At 62.8% G+C, this 18364-nt stretch carries 19 protein-coding genes; 9 read left to right on the forward strand and 10 right to left on the reverse strand.

The features are described from left to right. Positions 1-2 precede the first annotated feature (2 nt). From MJ639_RS08970 to mtgA, 3 genes are all read right to left on the reverse strand, one after another. Complete coding sequence (locus MJ639_RS08970) at positions 3-1622, reverse strand: EAL domain-containing protein (protein ID WP_243370483.1); 1620 nt, start codon at positions 1620-1622, stop codon at positions 3-5. Between the two features lie 323 nt (positions 1623-1945). After that, positions 1946-2131, reverse strand: a complete 186-nt coding sequence (gene rpmF, locus MJ639_RS08975; RefSeq protein WP_091131251.1) for a 50S ribosomal protein L32 — start codon at positions 2129-2131, stop codon at positions 1946-1948. 122 nt (positions 2132-2253) lie between these two features. Next, positions 2254-2940: a monofunctional biosynthetic peptidoglycan transglycosylase gene (gene mtgA / locus MJ639_RS08980; protein ID WP_243370485.1), complete on the reverse strand. Its 687-nt coding sequence runs from the start codon at positions 2938-2940 to the stop codon at positions 2254-2256. A gap of 103 nt (positions 2941-3043) precedes the next feature. Between mtgA and MJ639_RS08985 the strand changes: the two genes are divergently transcribed. Further along, entirely contained in the window at positions 3044-3970 is a 927-nt protein-coding gene (locus MJ639_RS08985; RefSeq protein WP_243370920.1) for a polyprenyl synthetase family protein, read from the forward strand. A gap of 114 nt (positions 3971-4084) precedes the next feature. Then, a complete protein-coding gene (locus tag MJ639_RS08990; RefSeq protein WP_243370487.1) occupies positions 4085-4474 on the forward strand; it encodes a tautomerase family protein in 390 nt (129 codons plus the stop codon). Between the two features lie 140 nt (positions 4475-4614). On the opposite strand, the gene MJ639_RS08995 is transcribed toward MJ639_RS08990, so the two are convergent. The 6 genes from MJ639_RS08995 to MJ639_RS09020 all read right to left on the reverse strand — a co-directional run bounded on the left by MJ639_RS08995 (position 4615) and on the right by MJ639_RS09020 (position 11624). Continuing rightward, positions 4615-5526 carry a DMT family transporter gene (locus MJ639_RS08995; protein ID WP_243370489.1) on the reverse strand — a complete coding sequence of 304 codons (912 nt, stop codon included), beginning with the start codon at positions 5524-5526 and terminating at the stop codon, positions 4615-4617. A 145-nt stretch (positions 5527-5671) separates the two neighbouring features. After that, on the reverse strand, positions 5672-7618 hold the full coding sequence (locus tag MJ639_RS09000; RefSeq protein WP_243370491.1) for a potassium transporter Kup: 1947 nt from the start codon (positions 7616-7618) through the stop codon (positions 5672-5674). Positions 7619-7798: 180 nt separating this feature from the next. Continuing rightward, a complete protein-coding gene (gene ispG, locus MJ639_RS09005; RefSeq protein WP_243370493.1) occupies positions 7799-9082 on the reverse strand; it encodes a flavodoxin-dependent (E)-4-hydroxy-3-methylbut-2-enyl-diphosphate synthase in 1284 nt (427 codons plus the stop codon). Between the two features lie 109 nt (positions 9083-9191). Then, entirely contained in the window at positions 9192-9662 is a 471-nt protein-coding gene (locus MJ639_RS09010) for a Fur family transcriptional regulator (RefSeq protein ID WP_243370495.1), read from the reverse strand. A gap of 169 nt (positions 9663-9831) precedes the next feature. Further along, on the reverse strand, positions 9832-10482 hold the full coding sequence (locus MJ639_RS09015) for a class I SAM-dependent methyltransferase (protein WP_243370497.1): 651 nt from the start codon (positions 10480-10482) through the stop codon (positions 9832-9834). Then, positions 10479-11624, reverse strand: coding sequence for a glycosyltransferase family 4 protein (locus MJ639_RS09020; protein ID WP_243370499.1), 1146 nt, complete (start codon positions 11622-11624; stop codon positions 10479-10481). The genes MJ639_RS09015 and MJ639_RS09020 overlap by 4 nt, the downstream gene beginning before the upstream one ends. Positions 11625-11797: 173 nt before the next feature. Here MJ639_RS09020 and MJ639_RS09025 point away from each other — a divergent pair, with 173 nt between their 5' ends. The 7 genes from MJ639_RS09025 to MJ639_RS17830 all read left to right on the forward strand — a co-directional run bounded on the left by MJ639_RS09025 (position 11798) and on the right by MJ639_RS17830 (position 17456). Continuing rightward, positions 11798-12127, forward strand: a complete 330-nt coding sequence (locus tag MJ639_RS09025; protein ID WP_243370500.1) for a SemiSWEET family sugar transporter — start codon at positions 11798-11800, stop codon at positions 12125-12127. Positions 12128-12154: 27 nt separating this feature from the next. Beyond that, positions 12155-13321 carry a DNA topoisomerase IB gene (locus MJ639_RS09030; RefSeq protein WP_423790777.1) on the forward strand — a complete coding sequence of 389 codons (1167 nt, stop codon included), beginning with the start codon at positions 12155-12157 and terminating at the stop codon, positions 13319-13321. A gap of 60 nt (positions 13322-13381) precedes the next feature. After that, positions 13382-13711: a hypothetical protein gene (locus MJ639_RS09035; RefSeq protein WP_243370503.1), complete on the forward strand. Its 330-nt coding sequence runs from the start codon at positions 13382-13384 to the stop codon at positions 13709-13711. A gap of 69 nt (positions 13712-13780) precedes the next feature. After that, positions 13781-14659 carry an MBL fold metallo-hydrolase gene (locus MJ639_RS09040; RefSeq protein ID WP_243370505.1) on the forward strand — a complete coding sequence of 293 codons (879 nt, stop codon included), beginning with the start codon at positions 13781-13783 and terminating at the stop codon, positions 14657-14659. A 168-nt stretch (positions 14660-14827) separates the two neighbouring features. After that, the gene (locus tag MJ639_RS09045) at positions 14828-16264 is read left to right on the forward strand and encodes a cytochrome ubiquinol oxidase subunit I (RefSeq protein WP_243370507.1); all 1437 of its coding nucleotides are present in this window, start codon (positions 14828-14830) and stop codon (positions 16262-16264) included. Between the two features lie 11 nt (positions 16265-16275). Continuing rightward, a complete protein-coding gene (gene cydB, locus MJ639_RS09050) occupies positions 16276-17325 on the forward strand; it encodes a cytochrome d ubiquinol oxidase subunit II (protein WP_243370509.1) in 1050 nt (349 codons plus the stop codon). Beyond that, on the forward strand, positions 17325-17456 hold the full coding sequence (locus MJ639_RS17830; RefSeq protein ID WP_279306567.1) for a hypothetical protein: 132 nt from the start codon (positions 17325-17327) through the stop codon (positions 17454-17456). The genes cydB and MJ639_RS17830 overlap by 1 nt, the downstream gene beginning before the upstream one ends. A gap of 5 nt (positions 17457-17461) precedes the next feature. Here the strand turns inward: MJ639_RS17830 and MJ639_RS09055 are convergent, their stop codons facing one another. Next, entirely contained in the window at positions 17462-18262 is an 801-nt protein-coding gene (locus tag MJ639_RS09055) for a hypothetical protein (protein ID WP_243370511.1), read from the reverse strand. Between the last annotated feature and the right edge of the window lie 102 nt (positions 18263-18364).

The raw sequence follows: 18364 nt of genomic DNA on the forward strand, positions 1-18364 counted from the left end.
GTTTAGGCGCTGGCCTTCTTCAGAATCCGCTGAAGGCTTCCCGGCTGCGCCACGGCTTCCGGTTCGCCGAACAGAGACCCTTCCAGGTAATCCACGCCCCAGGCGGCGAGCATGCGCGCGGTCGCGTCATCGTCGACCCATTCCGCCGTGGTCGCGATTCCGAGATTCTGCGCCCGGTCCACGAGGGCGCGCACGAAGAGCCGGTCATCCGTCGAACGCTTGAGCGGCTGGATAAACACGCCGTCGATCTTCAGCATGTCGAAGGGCAGGTGGCGCAGGGCCGAAGACGTGACATGCCCGAGCCCGAAGCCCGACAGGGACAGGCCGATGCCGATGGCCTTCATGGCATGGAGGCGTCCGACGAGGGATGGGTCCTTGGCGAGGGCAATCTCCGGCACCTCGATCACGAGGCGCGATTCGATGCCGGGACGCACGCCGAGATGGGCAGCAAGCATCGACAGCCATTCCGCATCCTTCAAGGTCGCGGCCGCGATCGGGAGCGCCATGCGCTCCTGCCGGTGGCGGACCAGATATTCGGCCGCCAGCTCCAGCATCCGCCCGTCCACGAGCAGGCTCAAATTGGCATCTTCCAGGGCAGGCACAGAGCTCAGCGGCATCAAGCGTCCATCCGGCCCTGGCAGGGCGGCCATGGCCTGCATCAGCACGGGGCTGCGACCATGGGCGTCCACCACGGGCCGGCAGGCGAGGGTCAGGCTGCGGTCGTTGAGGGCCGCCACCAGATCGAAGGGCGCTTTCTCCAAAGCTGCGGAACGCGGCGCGGGCCGGGCATCGTAGAGCCTGAAGGGCTCATAGTTCGTGAGCGCAGCCTCAAGAGTGCTCTCGGCGAAGCGCAGGAGCTTGGTGGCCTTGAAGGTGTGATCCGGGGCGCAGGCGGCCGCCAGCGTCAGATGGCCGGAGCAATCCTTCAGGAGGCCTGCCACCCGCTTCATGGCGCTTTCCGCATCCGAGGCAGGGCAACCGGTCAGGGTCAGGGTGAAGCGGCTCGGGCTCAGGGCTCCGAAATGGTCGTGCCGCCGCATCATCGGGCGGAGCTTGCGGGCGATGACGTCGAGGGCGTCCGCCTCGTCCCCGTCGAGGGATCCTACGATCAGGGTGCAGGTCTGGGAGACGCGAACAGCCTCGTTGATCCCGTTCTGGATCTGCCCCAGCAGGCCGGAGCGGGCCTGAATGCGGGCGGGCAGGGCCTGGACCGCCAGATGGGCATCGGCTCTCAGGAGGCCACGCACAAAGGCCGGGCGGCCCTGAACATCGGGCTGAAAGCGGCCAGCATCCTCCACCATGAGCACCCGGTCGGGCGCGAGGCGCAAGGCATAGCGGGTATCGAAACTGCCATCAGAAGCAGCCATGGCCTCCAGGCGGTCGGCTCCGCTTCCCGGCTCGACGAGCTGGGCGAAGGCCTTGCCGGTGCGCGGCAGGTCGCGGGCCGGGATGCCGAGAAGGGCAGCAGCATTGGGGCTCCAGGCCAGGGCATCCGAGAGAATGTCCCAGGAATAGGCGGCGCCGGAATGCGAGGCGGGGAAGGCGTCGGGGGCTTGGCGCCTGCGTGACGTCCGGGGTGCTCCCTGGAAGATCCCCGCCCGGCCTGGCCGCTTCGTCGCCATCACTCTCACCCTCGAAAACGCAAAACACAGGGGGCGGGAGGGGCGCATGATGCGCCTTGAAGGCTCCAACCCTTGGAAAAACAGGGCTCAAGGATCGGCCTTCAGGCTTAACGAACTGTAAAAAGTGAAGAAAAATCAGGTCTCTTGGGGTGGCATCGGACCCAAAAGTGGAATCCACTTTTGGGATCAATACGATGCCCTTCCCTTTTTCTCTGCGCATCGTTGATGCGGAAAACCGGGGTCACTTTTCCGCACGATGCGCATTGGGCATAAAAAAACCGGCGCAATGCGCCGGCTTTTTTAAACTTGCATGCCGCGTAGGATTACGCGTCAGCCTTCACCTTCAGAACCTGACGGCCACGGTACATGCCGGACTTCAGGTCGATGTGGTGAGGACGGCGAAGCTCGCCGGAATCCTTGTCCTCGATGTAGGTCGGGGCCTTCAAGGCATCGGCGGAGCGACGCATGCCACGCCGCGAGGGCGACGTTTTTCTCTTAGGAACGGCCATTTCTCGTCTCCGGTCAAAACAGCGGAGCGCCCGCTCAACCGGGGAACGCTCACATCTCAAACTTGATGAGGTTGCGCCTCATACAAGGTCTTTCAGGAAATATCTAGCCCTTTCCTGCGGATTTAAGGCCGCAAGCACTCACTATAGGGCGCAGCCCCCGCCATCCGGGCCTGAAGCTGCCCGGCCAGGGCATTCAGGCGCGGGGTCGGGCGGCCAGGGTTGCGCCTCAGCGGGTTGGGGAGGGCGCGGGCCAGCAGCGCCGCCTCCCGGCGGGTCAGGTCCTTGGCGGATTTGCGGAAATGCTTCCGCGCCGCAGCCTCGGCCCCGAAGACCCCGTCGCCCCATTCGGCCACGTTGAGATAGACCTCCATCATCTTCCGCTTGGACCAGATGAGGTCGAGATACATGGCGACAGGGATTTCCAGGCCTTTCCGGAGATAGGACCGGCTTTGCGTCAGGAACAGGTTTTTGGCCACCTGCATGGGGATGGTAGAAGCGCCCCGGGACGGCCCGTCCTCGTCGGCCTCCTCGATCACCTCCTGCAGGGCGGTCCAGTCCACGCCCCCATGCTCGCAGAACCGGCTGTCCTCCGAGGTCATGACGGCAAGCGGCAGTTGAGGTGATATCTCGTCGAGGGAGACATAGTCGCGCTCCACGCTCTGCAGCGTAAGCCAGCGGCCCAGCATGAGGGTGGAGACGGGCGGGACGACCCAGTACAAAAGCCCTAGCCAAAGGACCGCCCCAACCCATAAGACAATCAGGCCGAGGCCGAATTGGACGATGCGGCGGAGGAAACGGGCAGGGGTCATCGGCTCCCGCGACCGTTCCCAGCGCAACGTCCATCTCCGGCCCGCTCGTCCGCCGCTGTTCTCCTCGGAGGGAGCGGCTGCTCCCTCCGAATTCGGGCTCACCATGTCGTCATCCACCAGCACTTTCAGCGCACGGCTCAATGAGGCCGCAAAGCTTGTCGAAGCCAATCTCGAAGCCTTGCTAGCAGACAATGCCCGCCGCGGCGAGATTGCCCGGCCCGCCCGACTGATGGAGGCCATGCGGCATGCGGTGCTCGGCGGCGGCAAGCGCCTGCGACCTTTCCTCACTATCGAGGCGGCGCGTCTCTTCGGCGTCGCGGGAGAGGGCCCTTTGCGGGCGGGCTCGGCCATCGAGCTTTTGCATTGCTATTCGCTCGTGCATGACGATCTGCCCTCCATGGACGACGACGACATGCGCCGGGGCCGCCCCACGGTGCACAAGGCCTATGACGAGGCAACGGCCATTCTCGTGGGTGATGCGCTGCAGACGCTGGCCTTCGAGGTCTTGGCCGATCCGCAGACCGATGCGGATGCAACTGTGCGCGCCGATCTCGTGCTGGGCCTCGCCCGCGCCTCAGGCTTAGGGGGCATGGTCGGAGGGCAGCTGCTCGACCTGACGGCGGAGGGCCGCTACGGCGCGGTCACGATGGGCGAAGCGGAAGTGCGTCAGCTCCAGATGATGAAGACCGGCGCGATTCTCACCTTCTCGGTTGAAGCAGGCGCGATCATCGGCAAGGCCGATGCGAAGGCCCGCCGCAGCCTCGCGGAATACGGACGCGCGTTGGGCGCGGCGTTCCAGGTCGCCGACGATATTCTCGATCGTGAAGCTTCCGCCGAGGCGCTCGGCAAGCGCACGGGCAAGGATCAGGAAAAGGGCAAGGCGACGCTGGTCGATCTGCTCGGGCTCGAAGGTGCGAAGCGCGAATGTGGCCTCCTCGTCGAAAAGGCGGATGCCGCGCTCGATCAATTCGGCGACAAGGCGCAGATCCTGCGCGAGGCCGTGCGTTTTGTCGTTGAGCGTGAGGTCTAGGGTAGGGATCCCATTAATTTGGGCAGAGACTTCAAGTCCGGTCACAAGCGTCGCTGCTTTTCAGAGCAGGCATATGAAGCTAATGAAGCTAACGGACCAAGCCGGATAAGACAGATGCCATTCAATCGACTTCATGTTCCGCAAGCACTGCCGGTCGAGATGTGCCAAGCGATCAACGCATGCCTTCATGCAAGCCTTGTTGAGACCTGCGGCGTGAACCCCGACGACGATTTCTGTCTGGTCTCACGATATCCTCATGGTGACATGATCTGTCACCCGACATTTTTGGGCGAACGTGATCCGAACTCGACCATCATCATTGAGATCACGTTGCTCGCTGGTCGCTCCGATGCTCAAAAGGAGGCACTCTACAAGGATGTCCGCCGTCGATTGAGCGAGATCGGCTTCAATCCGGCCAATTCAATCATCTTCTTGACCGAGAACAAGCCTATCGACTGGTCTTTCAGCGAGGCCGGATCGGTAAAGTCGGTTCTCGGATTGTAGCCGACAAGTCGACCACCGCAGAACGCCTGCGCTTCAGATTCTTCCTAGAGGTTTCTGATAAGCGCGCTTTTCTTCGCGCTCTACGTTGTGTCGGCTGCCGCATTCTGATGACAGCCCAGAGCTTGTAGCGGCCTTTCCGGCTAGGCCTGTGCCGATTGACGACGCTTGAACCAGCGCGGCAGCTTCATTTCGCTCACAATCACGCCAGCAACGATCAATGCTGCGCCGATCAATGCGGCGGCAGGCAGGATCTCGCCGTAGAGACGTCCCACGATTCCGGCCCAGACCGGCTCGCCTGCATAGATCAGCGTGGCGCGCGTGGGCGAGACCGTCTTTTGTGCCCAGTTCATCGCGAGCTGAATGCCGGCGCTCGCGAGGCCAAGTCCAATGGCGCTGAAGATGAGAAGCCATGACGGCTCGGGCAACGACTCGCCGAGCGGCGCCATGAATCCCAGGGCGAGAACCGACGTTGTGGCGAGCTGCACCACCGTGACGCGGCGCGCATCCACCTTGCCCGCGAAGCCGCCGATAAGAATGATCTCGGCGGAGATAGCGACTGCGCAGAGAAGCGTGAGCAATTCTCCGATGCCGAGACCGATGGACGTTCCCTCGGGGCCAGCGAGCAGCGCGAGGCCGATGAAGGCGAAGACAATGCCAGTCCATGCCATGATGCTCGGCGGACGCTTCAGCACCAGCCATTGCAGCAGCGGCACGATGGGCACGTAGAGCGCCGTGATGAAGGCTGATTTGCTGCTCGGGATGTATTGCAGGCCGTAGGTCTGGAGCGTGTAGCCGAAGAAGATCGCAATGCCGATCAGAAGGCCGGCCTTGATCTCGAGCCACGTCAATCCGCGCAGCACGGGGGCCGCGATGAGCGCCATCATCAGGGCGGCGGTGCCGAAGCGAAGGCCGACGAAGAACAGCGGGCCGCTCACACTCAAGGCGAGCTGCACGATGAGAAAGGTCGCGCCCCAAATCATCGTGACGAACAACAGCACGGCCTCGCTGCGGCTGAGCGTGAAGGAGGCGGCTTTGGATGGGGCGGTGCTCACGGGATTGGGTCCTCGGCGGAATGCGCGTCGGTTAGGCGCAATCCTGTTTTCGGTCAAGGAGACGCGGATCCCGGAAGCGACTTGATGCGAATGGTGATGCGGTTTTCAGGCAGCCGTATAATTCGGCTGCCTGAAGGGGATTTTCTTAGACGGTGACCTGCGTTCCCACTTCCACCACGCGACCGGTGGGGATCTGGAAGAAGTCCGTGGCGTCGCTCGCCGACTTGGCGAGGCTGATGAACAGCTTGTCCTGCCAGAGCGGCATGCCGGATTGGCTCGCGGGACGGATCGAGCGGCGCGACAGGAAGAACGATGTCGCCATGATGTCGAACTTGAAGCCCTGCTTGCGCAGGATCGCGAGACCGCGCGGAATGTTGGGCGTCTCCATGTAGCCGTAGCTCAGGCGGATGCGCCAGAACGAGTCGCCCACATGCTCGATGGCGACGCGATCATCGTCTTCCACGCGCGGAATGTCCTCGCTGCGCACGGTGAGGATCACGTTCTTCTCGTGCAGAACCTTGTTGTGTTTCAGGTTGTGCAGGAGTGCTGCCGGCGCAGTGTCGGGATCGCTCGTGAGGAACACGGCGGTGCCCTTCACGCGGTGCGGCGGGCTCTTCTCGAGCATGCCCACCAGCTCGAGCAGCGGCACATCGATCTTGCGGGTCTTCTCGAAGAGGATGCGTGTGCCCTTCACCCAGGTCCACATGACCACGAAGAAGGTGCCGGCGATCAAGAGCGGTACATAGCCGCCGTCCAGAAGCTTCACGAGGTTCGACGACAGGAAGGTGAGGTCGATGAGCAGCAGGGGGATCATCACGAGGCCGGTCTTCACCGGCCCCCAGCCCCAGCTGCGGCTGATCACGACGCATGCAAGCAGCGTAGTGACGACCATGGTACCGAACACGGCGATGCCGTAAGCGCTGGCTAGGTTGGCCGACGAACCGAACAGAACGACCAGTGTCACGACGGCGGCGAGAAGCAGCCAGTTCACGCGCGGCAGATAAATCTGACCCTGATGGGTTTCTGATGTGAAGCGCACATCCAGGCGCGGTAGCAGGCCGAGCTGAATCGCCTGCCGGGTCAGGGAATAGGCGCCGGTGATCACCGCCTGGCTCGCCACGATGGTGGCGAGCGTCGCGAGGATGACAAGCGGCAGCAGCAGCCATGGGGGCGCCAGCAGGAAGAATGGATTGGCGATGGCTTCGGGATTCGACAGGATAAGAGCGCCCTGGCCGAGATAGTTCAGCGCCAAAGCCGGAAACACGACGGTGCTCCAGGCCACGCGGATCGGCTTTGGCCCGAAATGGCCGAGATCGGCGTAAAGTGCTTCGGCACCTGTTACCGCAAGACAGACGCTGCCGAGGATCGCAAAGGCCGTTCCAGGATGGGTGACGAGGAAACGCACGCCGTAATAGGGGTTGAAGGCGCGCAGCACTTCCCAGTCGTCGGCGATGTGGAGGAGGCCTAGACCCGCCATGGTGATGAACCATAGGAGCGTGAGCGGGCCGAAGAGGGCTGCGACCTTGCCTGTGCCGTGCGCCTGCACGGCGAAGAGAGCGATGATGATCGCGAGCGCTCCCGGCAGGATGTAATCGTCGAAAGACGGCCCTACGAGCTTCAGGCCTTCGAGGGCAGAGAGCACGGACATCGCTGGCGTGATTGCGGCATCGCCGTAGAACAGGGCCGCTCCGGCCATGCCCATCATCAGAACGGGGAGGCTTCTGCGTCCGAGCGCAAGCTGTGTCAGGGCTACGAGGGTCAGCGACCCGCCTTCGCCCTTGTTGTCCGCGCGCAGGAGCAGGACGACGTATTTTACCGAAACCGTCAGCACCAGCGCCCACAGCAGCAGCGACAGAATGCTGATCACCAGCTCACGGGTGAGTTCGACCGGCACGCCGTGATGGCCACCGGTTGCAGCCGCAACCGTTTCGCGCATGGCATAGAGCGGGCTGGTGCCGATGTCGCCATAGACGACGCCGATGGCGCCAAGGGTCAGGGTCCAGAAGCTCGCCTTGTGGTGGCTCCCGGGAATAGTTGCTTCCGGAGCCGCGGAATCCGCGTGCCCAGGAGCCACAGCGTGCTGTTCTGCCATGTGTGTTTTCTTTGCGGGTGTGCCCGCGGACAGCCTTTGTTCCAGGTTCTGCAATAACGATGAAGAAGGTAGGCTCTTTGCTTCTGAATTGCAGTGGCCGTCACTGCTGCCGGCGCGGCGCGCTCTCTAGCACATCGCACTTGAGCTTAAAACGGAATTTCTTTCAGGGTTCCATTGGCCTCATTCGGCGGCGTCGCGCCCGGCCTGCCCATAATTCTTCTCGATATAGTCGAGAACGATCTTCTGGAAGTCCTGGGCGAGGGTCGCGCCGCGCAACGTCATTGCTTTCTTGCCGTCGATGAAGACGGGGGCGGCGGGCTGCTCGCCCGTTCCCGGCAGCGAGATGCCGATATGGGCGTGCTTCGACTCGCCCGGGCCGTTCACGATGCAGCCCATCACGGCCACATTGAGGTTCTCGACACCGGGATGGGTGCGCCGCCATTCGGGCATGGAGGTGGAAATCCAGTTCTGGATGTCGCGCGCCAGCTCCTGGAACACGGAGGAGGTGGTACGTCCGCAACCGGGACAGGCGGCCACCAGCGGCACGAAGGTGCGGAAACCCATGGTCTGGAGCAGTTCCTGCGCCGTCTTCACCTCGATCGTACGGTCGCCGCCCGGCTCCGGCGTCAGGGAATAGCGGATCGTGTCGCCGATACCCTGCTGCAGCAGGATGCCGATGGCAGCCGAAGAAGCGACGATGCCCTTCGTGCCCATGCCGGCCTCGGTAAGGCCGAGATGGATGGCGTAATCGGAGCGGCGGGCCAGTTCCTGATAAACGGCGATGAGGTCTTGCACCGCGGAAACCTTGGCGGACAAGATGATGCGATCCTTGCCCAGGCCGATCTCCTCCGCGCGGGCGGCGGAGAGAAGGGCAGACTGGATCATGGCCTCGCGGGTCACCCAGCGCATGTCGCGCGGGGCGGCGGAGGCCGCATTCTCATTCATCAGGTGGGTCAGGAGTTCCTGGTCGAGGGAGCCCCAGTTCGCGCCGATACGCACGGCCTTGCCGTGCTTGATCGCCATTTCGACGATGGCGCCGAACTGCCGGTCCTTCTTTTCCTTGAAGCCCACATTGCCGGGATTGATGCGGTACTTGGCCAAGGCCTCGGCGCAGGCCGGATGATCGGCGAGCAGCTGGTGGCCGATATAATGGAAGTCGCCGACGAGCGGCACATCGATCCCGAGACGGTCGAGGCGCTCGCGGATCTTCGGCACGGCAGCTGCGGCCTCGTCCCGGTCCACCGTGATGCGTACGAGTTCCGAGCCGGCGCGGGCGAGTGCTGCGACCTGGGCTACGGTGGAATCCACATCCGCCGTGTCCGTGTTGGTCATCGACTGGACCACGATCGGAGCACCGCCGCCAACCATGACCGAGCCGACCTTCACGCCAACCGTGCGGTGGCGCGGGCTTGGGCCTGCAAGGCTCTCTTGGGAGATGGTGTCGGAAGAGGGGGTCAGGGACATGCTGCGATCCACGGCGGCGACGGATTCATGCCGCTGCCGTTTAGCTGATGGCAAAAGCCCATTCCGTCAAGCGCGGCATGCTCAACAACCCGTCAGACGCGGTCGGGAATCAGCAATGGGCGCAGCGGCCGGTGAGCTCCAGGAGCCTGGCGCGCGGCGAGAAGCTATGGCTCTTGTGGAGGTTCGAGACCGCGTCATGGAGTTCCGGCGAGGAGACCTCGCTCACACTGCCGCAAGCCTCGCAGATCAGGAAAGCGGCGGTGCCGCGTCCGTCATTGGCCTGGCTGCTGGCCACATAGGCATTGAGGCTGGCCAGGCGGTGGGCCAAGCCTTGCTCGATGAGGAACTCCAGGGCGCGATAGACCGTGATCGGGGCCATGCGGCGGCCCTGCGGTGCCAGGGCGGCGGCGAGATCGTAGGCTCCCAGTGGCCGGTTCGAATTGTGAAGGGTTTCGAGAACCCGGCGGCGGATGGGGGTCAGCCGGGCCCGGTTGGCGCGGCAGAGGTTTTCCGCATGAGCGAGGCTGACGGAAATCAGGGCTGCTTTCGAAGTCGGTTGCTGGACGACGGTCTGAGTCAAGACACGGCCCTGGAATGAAAATCTGGATGGAAACGAGAGTTAGGGTGGGTTTCCAATCACCCGTCTTGCGATCACATATATGTTATATAGCTACATATTTAAAGGGGCATTTCGGCAATAGGGTCACAACAAATTTGCAGATCGGCAAAATATCATGCCGTTACGTCAGCTATTGTTGGCGAAATTGCCAGACGCTGGTCTTCTTGATCTCCGCATCTTCCAGGGTGCGTGTCACCGGAACCTCATAGAGCGCAAGCCGTTCCAGCCGCTCCTGGGGCAGATAGCTCCGGCCTGGATCGCCGATCAGCACCGTGGCACCTCGACGGCTCAGAGCAAAGAGCCAATCCGTCACCCGCTCGGCAAGATCGCGCTCGTAGCATATGTCCCCGGCAAGAACCGTATCCCAGCCCTGGTCTTCGCCGATCAGGTCGGCGCGCGTCGGCGTGACGCTGACCCCGTTCGCCTCCGCGTTGAGCTCGATCGCGGCGATGGCGAATTTATCGATGTCGCAAGCGGTCACCTCGGCCGCGCCCGCCTTCATGGCCGCGATGGCGACGAGGCCGGAGCCGGATGCGAAATCGAGCACGCGCCGCCCGCGAACGGTCTCGGGATGATCGAGGATGTAGCGGGAGAGGGCCTGCCCTCCGGCCCAGGCGAAGGCCCAGAAAGGTGGCGGCAGGCCGATCTCGCCGAGCTCTTCTTCCGTGCGCTGCCACAGCTCCGTGGCTTCGTCCGCAACATGCAGGAGGATCTCCGGCGTATGCGGCACCGGCAGAAGCCGGGTCTCGGCGCGGATGAAGGTTTTGGCGTCCGTGATCATGGCTTGAGCATCGCGACGTAAAGCCGTTTGACGCCTTCCATCACGTCACGTTCCGTGAACCCGTCGAGAACGCGCGTGCGCGCCGCTTCGCCCATCTGCGCCACACGTTCCGGCGCGTTGGCGAGTGATAAGAGGGCCTCGGCAAGCGCTGCCGAATCGTTGTCGGGCACCACGCGCCCCTCCACGCCATCGCGAACGAGAGTGTTGCAGCCGGGAACGTCGGTGGTCACGATGGCGCGGCCGCAGGCGGCCGCTTCCAGCAACGTGCGCGGCAGGCCTTCGCCGCCGCGCGACGGCAGGCAGGCCACGTGATGATCGCGCCAGACGGCCGCAACGTCCCTGGTTGCGCCATGCCAGGTGATGCCGGGCTCAGCGCTCCAGGCCTTCAGGGTCTCTTCCGGAATGGCCTTCGGGTTGGATGGGTCCGGCGCGCCATAGAGCGACAATTCGATAGCGGCCCCTTTCGCGCGGGCTGCCTTCACGGCTTCGACAGCGAGGTCCACGCCCTTCGACCACAGCATGCGCGCGACGAGCGCCACCTTCAGCGGCGGCTGGGAGGGCAGGGGAGCGGGCTTGAGCAGATCGGGATCGATGCCCGCGCCGCCGACGACGGTCACGTTTGTAGCCTGAGGATCGAGGCCGAGGAGCTTGGGGTCGTCCGTGTTCTCGAAGAGATAGCGCGTTTTTGAGGTGTGCAGCCCGCGCACCACGAGCCGCACGGCGCGCTGAGCGAGGCGCGCGACCCGGTCCGTGCGGGCGCCGAGGAAGCCGCTGCCCGTGAGCGCATAAACGCGCCGGTCAATGCCTGCGAGCGTTGCCGCGAAGCCGCCCACGAGAATGCTCCTGAGCGCGATGCAATGGACGATATCCGCCTTCTCATCTTTAAGAATCGCAGCAAGCTGCCCCGCCGCATAGCCTGCCGTCATGGGGTTGATGCTGCGCCGCTCGGCTTGGAGCGGAATGACGCGCGCGCCTGTCGCCTCGATGATCTCGCGGTGCGAACGCACGCGGGTGATCACTGCGACGTCGAGGCCGATCTCGCGAGCGGCCCGCACCATGGGCAGGAAATGGGAGGCGAAGAACCAGTCCTCGGTAACGATGAAGACGAGCTTGCGGCCTTGAAGGGAAGAAGGATCGGACAAGGGAAACCTTTGATGCAACGGCGGAGCTTATCTAGAGCATCGAATGCGAAAGTGGGAACCGGTTTTGAGCGAAAAGATGTTCAGGATCGAGAATCTCAAGCAGCGATCATGAGCCTTTTCAGGGAACAACCCGTTTCGTGAGCCCGTTGCATCCGCCTGGAAAGGAGGCGGGAATGGGTGAATGGTTGCCGACGATCCTGGCGACGGTCGCGGGAATTCTCTCGACAGCGAGCTTCGTGCCGCAGGTGCTGAAAGCCTGGCGGGAGCGCGACACGGCGGCGATCTCCAAGCGCATGTATATGGTGACCGTGACCGCCTTCATCCTGTGGTCGGCTTACGGCTTCATGATCGGGGCCATGCCGCTCATCGTCTTCAACCTGCTGAGCTTGTGTTTGAGCGGCACCATTCTCGCTTTGAAGATCCGCAACGACCGGCAGGAGAACCGCGCGGCCAAGGATGCGCCAGCGTCGCGAAGGGAACCGGGCATGGCACAGTCCGGTTGATGTGCACCTCCTCTTGCAAGGCGCATGATGTTGCTGGACCCTCATTCCTCCTTAGAATCCATCGTCGATCCCCGCGATGCCGCCGAAACGGCGGGACTGACTTACGTCTCCGACGAGGAGCCCGGCATCCGCCGCAAGAAATCGGGAAAGGGGTTCACCTATCTGCGTCCGGACGGGAAGCGGGTTGCGGACGAAGCCACGCTCAAGCGCATCAGGTCGCTCGCCATTCCGCCTGCCTATACGGATGTGTGGATCTGCACGAAGGCCAACGGCCACATCCAGGCGACGGGGCGCGACGTGAAAGGGCGCAAGCAATACCGCTATCACACGGCCTTCCGCGAAATCCGCGAGAGCACGAAATACGAACGCATGCTCGAATTCGCCAAGGGCCTGCCCGCCATCCGCAAGACCATCGACGAGCACATGAGCCTGCGCGGCCTGCCGCGCGAGAAGGTGCTGGCGACCGTCGTGCATCTTCTGGAAAACACGCTCATCCGCGTCGGCAACGAGGATTACGCCAAGCAGAACAAGAGCTATGGCCTCACCACCTTGCGCGATCCGCATGTGAAGGTCGAGGGAGCCGAGTTGCGCTTTCAGTTCAAGGGCAAGAGCGGCAAGACGTGGAAGCTGCAGGTGAAGGATCGCCGCGTCGCGAGGATCGTGAAGGCCTGCCAGGACCTGCCGGGGCAGGATCTCTTCCAATATCTCGACGATGATGGCGAGCGGCAATCGATCACGTCCTCGGACGTGAACGATTATCTGAAGCAGATCACAGGGCGTGACATCACGGCCAAGGATTTTCGCACCTGGGCGGGCACCGTGCTCGCCGCCATGGCGCTTTCCGAGTTCGAGGAATTCGACAGCGAGGCCAAGGCGAAGAAGAATATTCGCGCAGCCATCGAGGAAGTTTCCGCGCGGCTCGGCAACACGCCCACCATCTGCCGCAAATGCTATGTGCATCCGGAGGTGTTCTCCTGCTATCTCGAAGGCGGCCTGCTTCTTGAGATCAAGAAGGAGATCGAAGCCGAACTGCGCGAGGAGCTGCCATCCTTGAGGCCGGAGGAAGCCGCGGTGCTGACCTTGCTGCAGGAGCGGTTGTCCCGCGAGGTCGAGGCACAAAAGAAGCCCGCAAAGAAGCGCCGCGCATCCACGGGCAGAAGGCGGGACGCAGGTCCGCTGGAGATGCGCGCCTGATCCCTTGACCGCTTATCGTCTTCATGCTCCACCGCAGCCACGATGGAAGCGGGGACAATCATGCGGCGTTCGATGGCGGCAACGGCTTTTCTGATCCTGGTGAGCCTGGTCGGTGCTCGTCATGCGGCTGCGCAGGAGCCGAGCTGGCCCGAGGTGAAATGCGCCCGTTACAAGAAGGCATGGTCCGACGCTCTCGCGCGACAGGGTGGCAAAGGCCTGAGCCAGGATTTTCTTGGGCGGCATGAAGCCTTTCTCGCATCCGGCTGCACCACGAAGGGCGATGTCTGCCCGCGCTCCGAGGAAGAACTGGCGCTCGCCAACATGATGGTGGTTGCGGCCATGAATGCGGGAACGGCGAGCACCTTCCCGCCCTTCGCCTGCCGCAAGTAGTTCCCGCTTCGAACATTCCTTCTCCCTTGGCGTTAGGCTCTCGCATCATTCGAGCGGCGAGGTCCTTCCATGCGCATTCATCATCTCAATTGCGGCTGCATGTGCCCCGTGGGAGGCCGGTTCTGGGATGGGGTGAGCCGTGGGCCGACGGCCAAGCTCGTATGCCATTGTCAGCTGATCGAAACGGACCAGCACGGATTGGTTCTCGTCGATACCGGCTTCGGCTCGCGCGATGTGGAAAATCCCTATGAGCGGATGAGCCCGCTTTTCGTTCATATGAATCGAATTCAGCTCGAACATCGCTACACGGCGATCGAGCAGGTGAAGAGCCTCGGCTTCTCGCCGCGCGACGTGCGCCATATCGTGCTCACGCATCTCGATTTCGATCATGCCGGCGGTCTCGAGGACTTTCCGGAGGCAAGGGTGCATGTGCTGCGCGCCGAGGTGGAGGAGGCCGAGGTGCGCCAGGGCTTCATCCATCGCCGCCGCTATCGTCCCGAACAATGGGACGGTGTGCGCGACTGGCGCTTCTACGATCCTTCCGGAGAAACATGGTTCGGCTTCGGCTCCGTGCGCGATCTCGACGGCCTGCCGCCCGAAATCCTGATGATCCCGCTGCCCGGTCACACGATGGGCCATGCGGGGATTGCCATCGACACGCCGGAGGGATGGCTGCTCAATGCGGGCGATGCTTATTTCCATCGGCATGAGATGGATGAGGAACCGTCCTGCACGCCGGGCCTTCTCGCCTATCAGCGGATGATGGAGGAGGATCGCCCTCTGCGCCTCCACAATCAGGAGCGGCTGCGTGAGCTGGCGAATGATGACCGTTCCAACGTTCGGATCTTCTGCAGTCATGATCCGGTGGAACTTGAAGCCTTGCAGCGCCTCAGCACGGGATGGAAGCCAATTCGTTCAGAAACTATTCCTTCCATGCATTACTCTTGAGCCCGCCGACCCCTGGTCGCATGCCGCTTGCCGCCCTAAAAGCAGGGCAGGACGGCGGCGCATCGCGCGGGCCTCGGGCTCAGCGATGCGCCTTTCTAGAGAAGAGCATCGGATTCGATTCCAGGAGTGCCTTCCACTTCTGGGTCCGGTGCCTGAAGGGGAAGCGGTATGGAACTCGATGCCCTGATGCTCTCGCGCATCCAGTTTGCGTTCACGATTTCGTTCCATATCATCTTCCCGGCCTTCACCATCGGCCTTGCGAGCTGGCTCGCGGCGCTCGAGTTCAACTGGCTTCGCACGGGCAATCCGCTCTACCGCAATCTCTTCCGCTTCTGGGTGAAGGTGTTCGCGGTGTCCTTCGGCCTGGGTGTCGTGTCGGGCATCGTGATGAGCTATCAGTTCGGCACCAACTGGTCGCGCTTTTCCGAATATACCGGCAACGTGCTGGGGCCTGTCATCGCCTATGAGGTGATCACCGCCTTCTTCCTGGAAGCGGCCTTTCTCGGCATCATGCTCTTCGGCTGGGAGAGGGTGGGCGACCGCCTGCATTTCTTCGCCACCTGCATGGTGGCTTTGGGTACCCTGATTTCCGCCTTCTGGATTCTCTCCGCCAATTCCTGGATGCAGACGCCTGCGGGCTTTGCCATCGAGAACGGCAAGGCGGTGCCGGTGAACTGGTTCGAGATCGTGTTCAATCCGTCCTTCCCCTTGCGCTATGCGCATATGGTGATGGGCTGCTACATCACCACCGCGTTTGCAGTGGCGGGCATGTCGGCCTGGATGCTGCTGCGCCATCCGCACGATGCGCCGGAGGCCAAGCTCGCGGCTTCGCGCCGTTCGCTCTCCATGGCCCTGTGGTTCGCCGCCATCTTCGTGCCGGTGCAGATCGTGATCGGCGACCTGCATGGCCTTGGCGTTCTCAAATACCAGCCGACGAAGCTCGCAGCCATCGAAGGCAATTGGGACCGCATGTCCAACATGCCGCTGCGCCTTTTCGCGATTCCCGATGAGGTGGCGGAGACGAACCATTACGAGATCGGCATTCCGAAGATCGGAAGCTGGGTTCTCACGCACGCCTTCGACGGCGAGGTGCCGGGCTTGAAAGAGGTTCCGCCTCAGGATCGCCCGCCCGTATGGCCGGTCTTCTTCTCCTTCCGCATCATGGTCGGCATCGGCTTTGCGATGCTCGGCATCGGGCTGTGGAGTTTGTACCTGCGCTGGAAGGGCACGCTCTTCACCAACAGGCGCTTCCTCACCGCCACGATGATCATGACGCCATCGGGATTCGGCGCGGTGCTCTTCGGATGGTTCACGGCGGAAATCGGCAGGCAGCCTTTCGTCGTCTATGGGCTGCTGCGTACCGCCGATGCGGTGTCGCCCGTCTCTGCCGGCGCGGTGACCGCATCGCTTCTCACCTTCTTCGTCGTTTATGCCTTCGTGTTCGGCTTCGGCTCGTATTATCTCGCCAAGCTCCTGCGGCGCGGGCCGGATCCCCTCGAGGATATTCGCGGCGACGATGTTTCCAAGAAGCCGAAGCGTCCGTTCTCCCTGCCGGACGAAGGCATCGAGGGCGGGCCCGGCCGTCGGGCCCAGCCTGCGCGATAGGAGGACGGAGCATGTTCGGTTTCGGAAACGAATATGAAGGCCTCGCCTTCTGGCTGCCGCTGATCTGGGCAGGGCTGATCGCGGTGGCGGTGGCTATGTATGTGATCGTCGACGGGTTCGATCTCGGCGTCGGCATTCTCTTCAAGGCCGCGCGCAGCGAGAACTGGCGCGACCGCATGATGTTCTCCGTCGCGCCCATCTGGGACGGCAACGAGACATGGCTCATCCTCGGCGGCGGCGGTCTCTTTGCGGTGTTCCACATCGCCTATGCGGTGCTGATGCCCGCACTTTACGTGCCTATCACCCTCATGCTGATCGCGCTGATCTTTCGCGGTGTGGCCTTCGAGTTCCGCTTCAAGTCCGACCGTTCGAAATTTCTCTGGGACAATGCGTTCTTCTTCGGCTCGCTTGTCGCCACCTTCTTTCAGGGCATGGTACTCGGCGCCTTCGTGCAGGGCTTTGCCAACGATGGGCGCCAATTCACCGGCGGCACCTTCGATTTCCTCACGCCTTTCAGCGTTGCAACCGGCATCAGCCTCATCTGCGGCTATGGATTGCTGGGCGCCACATGGTGCGTGATGAAGACGACGGGTGAACTGGAAATCTGGGCACGCCGCATGGCCGTGCGTTTTCTCATTGCCACGATCATCGCCATGGCCATCGTGTCGCTGTGGGCGCCGTTCCTCGGTCGTCAGATCGAGATGCGCTGGTTCACCTGGCCGAACATCGCGTTCCTCGCGCCGATCCCGCTCATCACCGCCTACGCGGCTTATCGCCTCTTCCGCGATCTGGAGGAGGGGCGTCACGTTCGTCCCTTCTTCCTGGCGATCGCGCTGTTCCTGCTCGGCTATCTCGGCCTCGGCGTCAGCCTCTTTCCCTACAACGTGCCACCGAACCTGACGATCTGGGACACGGCGAACACAGTGAACTCGCAGCTCTTCGCGCTGGTGGGCTTCGCCATCGTGCTGCCGATCACTTTTGCCTACACGGCTTATGCCTATTACGTGTTCCGCGGAAAGGTCGCCGAGGAAATCCAGGGCGGCGGATACGGGTATCACTGATGCAGGCCGATACCCATCGCAAAGAGAACACGCGTGGGAAGCGCGTGCTCTGGTTCGTGCTCATGTATATGGTGAGCCTCGCGGTGTTCGCGGGGCTCGTCTACGGGTTCAAGCTCATCATTCCGCGCTGAATGTTTCAGCGATAGGTGCCGATGAAACCCTTGTCCGTCACGACCACCCAGCGCGCGCCGCGCCGCTCGATGGCTTCCACGCGGCCGACGCCGGGAATGACGTTGCCGGGCATGACTTCGTAAAGGCCGCGGCTACGGCTCTCCACGAGCGCGGAGCCTTTATACACTTCGCGCAGAACCCAACCGTCGACAGGGTCGGTCCTCACGGCCTTGAAGGCCGATGTATTGTCCGGTGCCGAAGCCGAAGCGGCGCTGGCGGATTTCGCAGCGTTGAGACTTTCCGTGATCTGCCCTTCCATGCGGCCGAGGCGCTCTTCAAGAGAAGCGAGCTTCTTGGCAGGCTCCTGCACCGCGACAGCAAGGCGCTCGACGGCTGCGGCGAGCTTGGCCTGATCCGCGGCGGAGGAGGTGGAGGCCGTATGCTCCACGTCGCGCGTTGCCGCCATCGTGGTTTTCAGGGCCGCCAGATCATCCGTCAGCTTGGCCAGGATCTCCTGGCTGCGGGCGGTCTCGGCTTCCATGCGGTCAACCGTGTCACGATTGGACAGAGTTCCCAGAGCAAAGGCGCACCAGCCGCTGGCGATGAGGAGAGCAAGCGCGGTTCGGCCGAGGAAGGCCGATCGGCCGCGTGCCGCGACCGCCTTATCCGGCCCGCTTGTCTGATCACCGAGTGGTTGTGTCGGCGCTGTCTGTCGGGCGCTGCGAATCGCTTCGGCCAGGGCAGCATTCGCCGCCGGATCGATCCGGATGAGGGGCTCGGCTGATTCTCTGACGGCTGTAAGAGGGGAAGAGCTTGGCATGTTCATGATGCGACCTCATTCATGAAATACATGCTTAACCATGATTTTTTACCAAAGAGTTACTGGGCATTATATGGTTACGCTACTGGTCCGGCCCAATAGAGGAAC

Source organism: Microvirga solisilvae, assembly GCF_022808595.1.
Classification (GTDB): domain Bacteria; phylum Pseudomonadota; class Alphaproteobacteria; order Rhizobiales; family Beijerinckiaceae; genus Microvirga; species Microvirga solisilvae.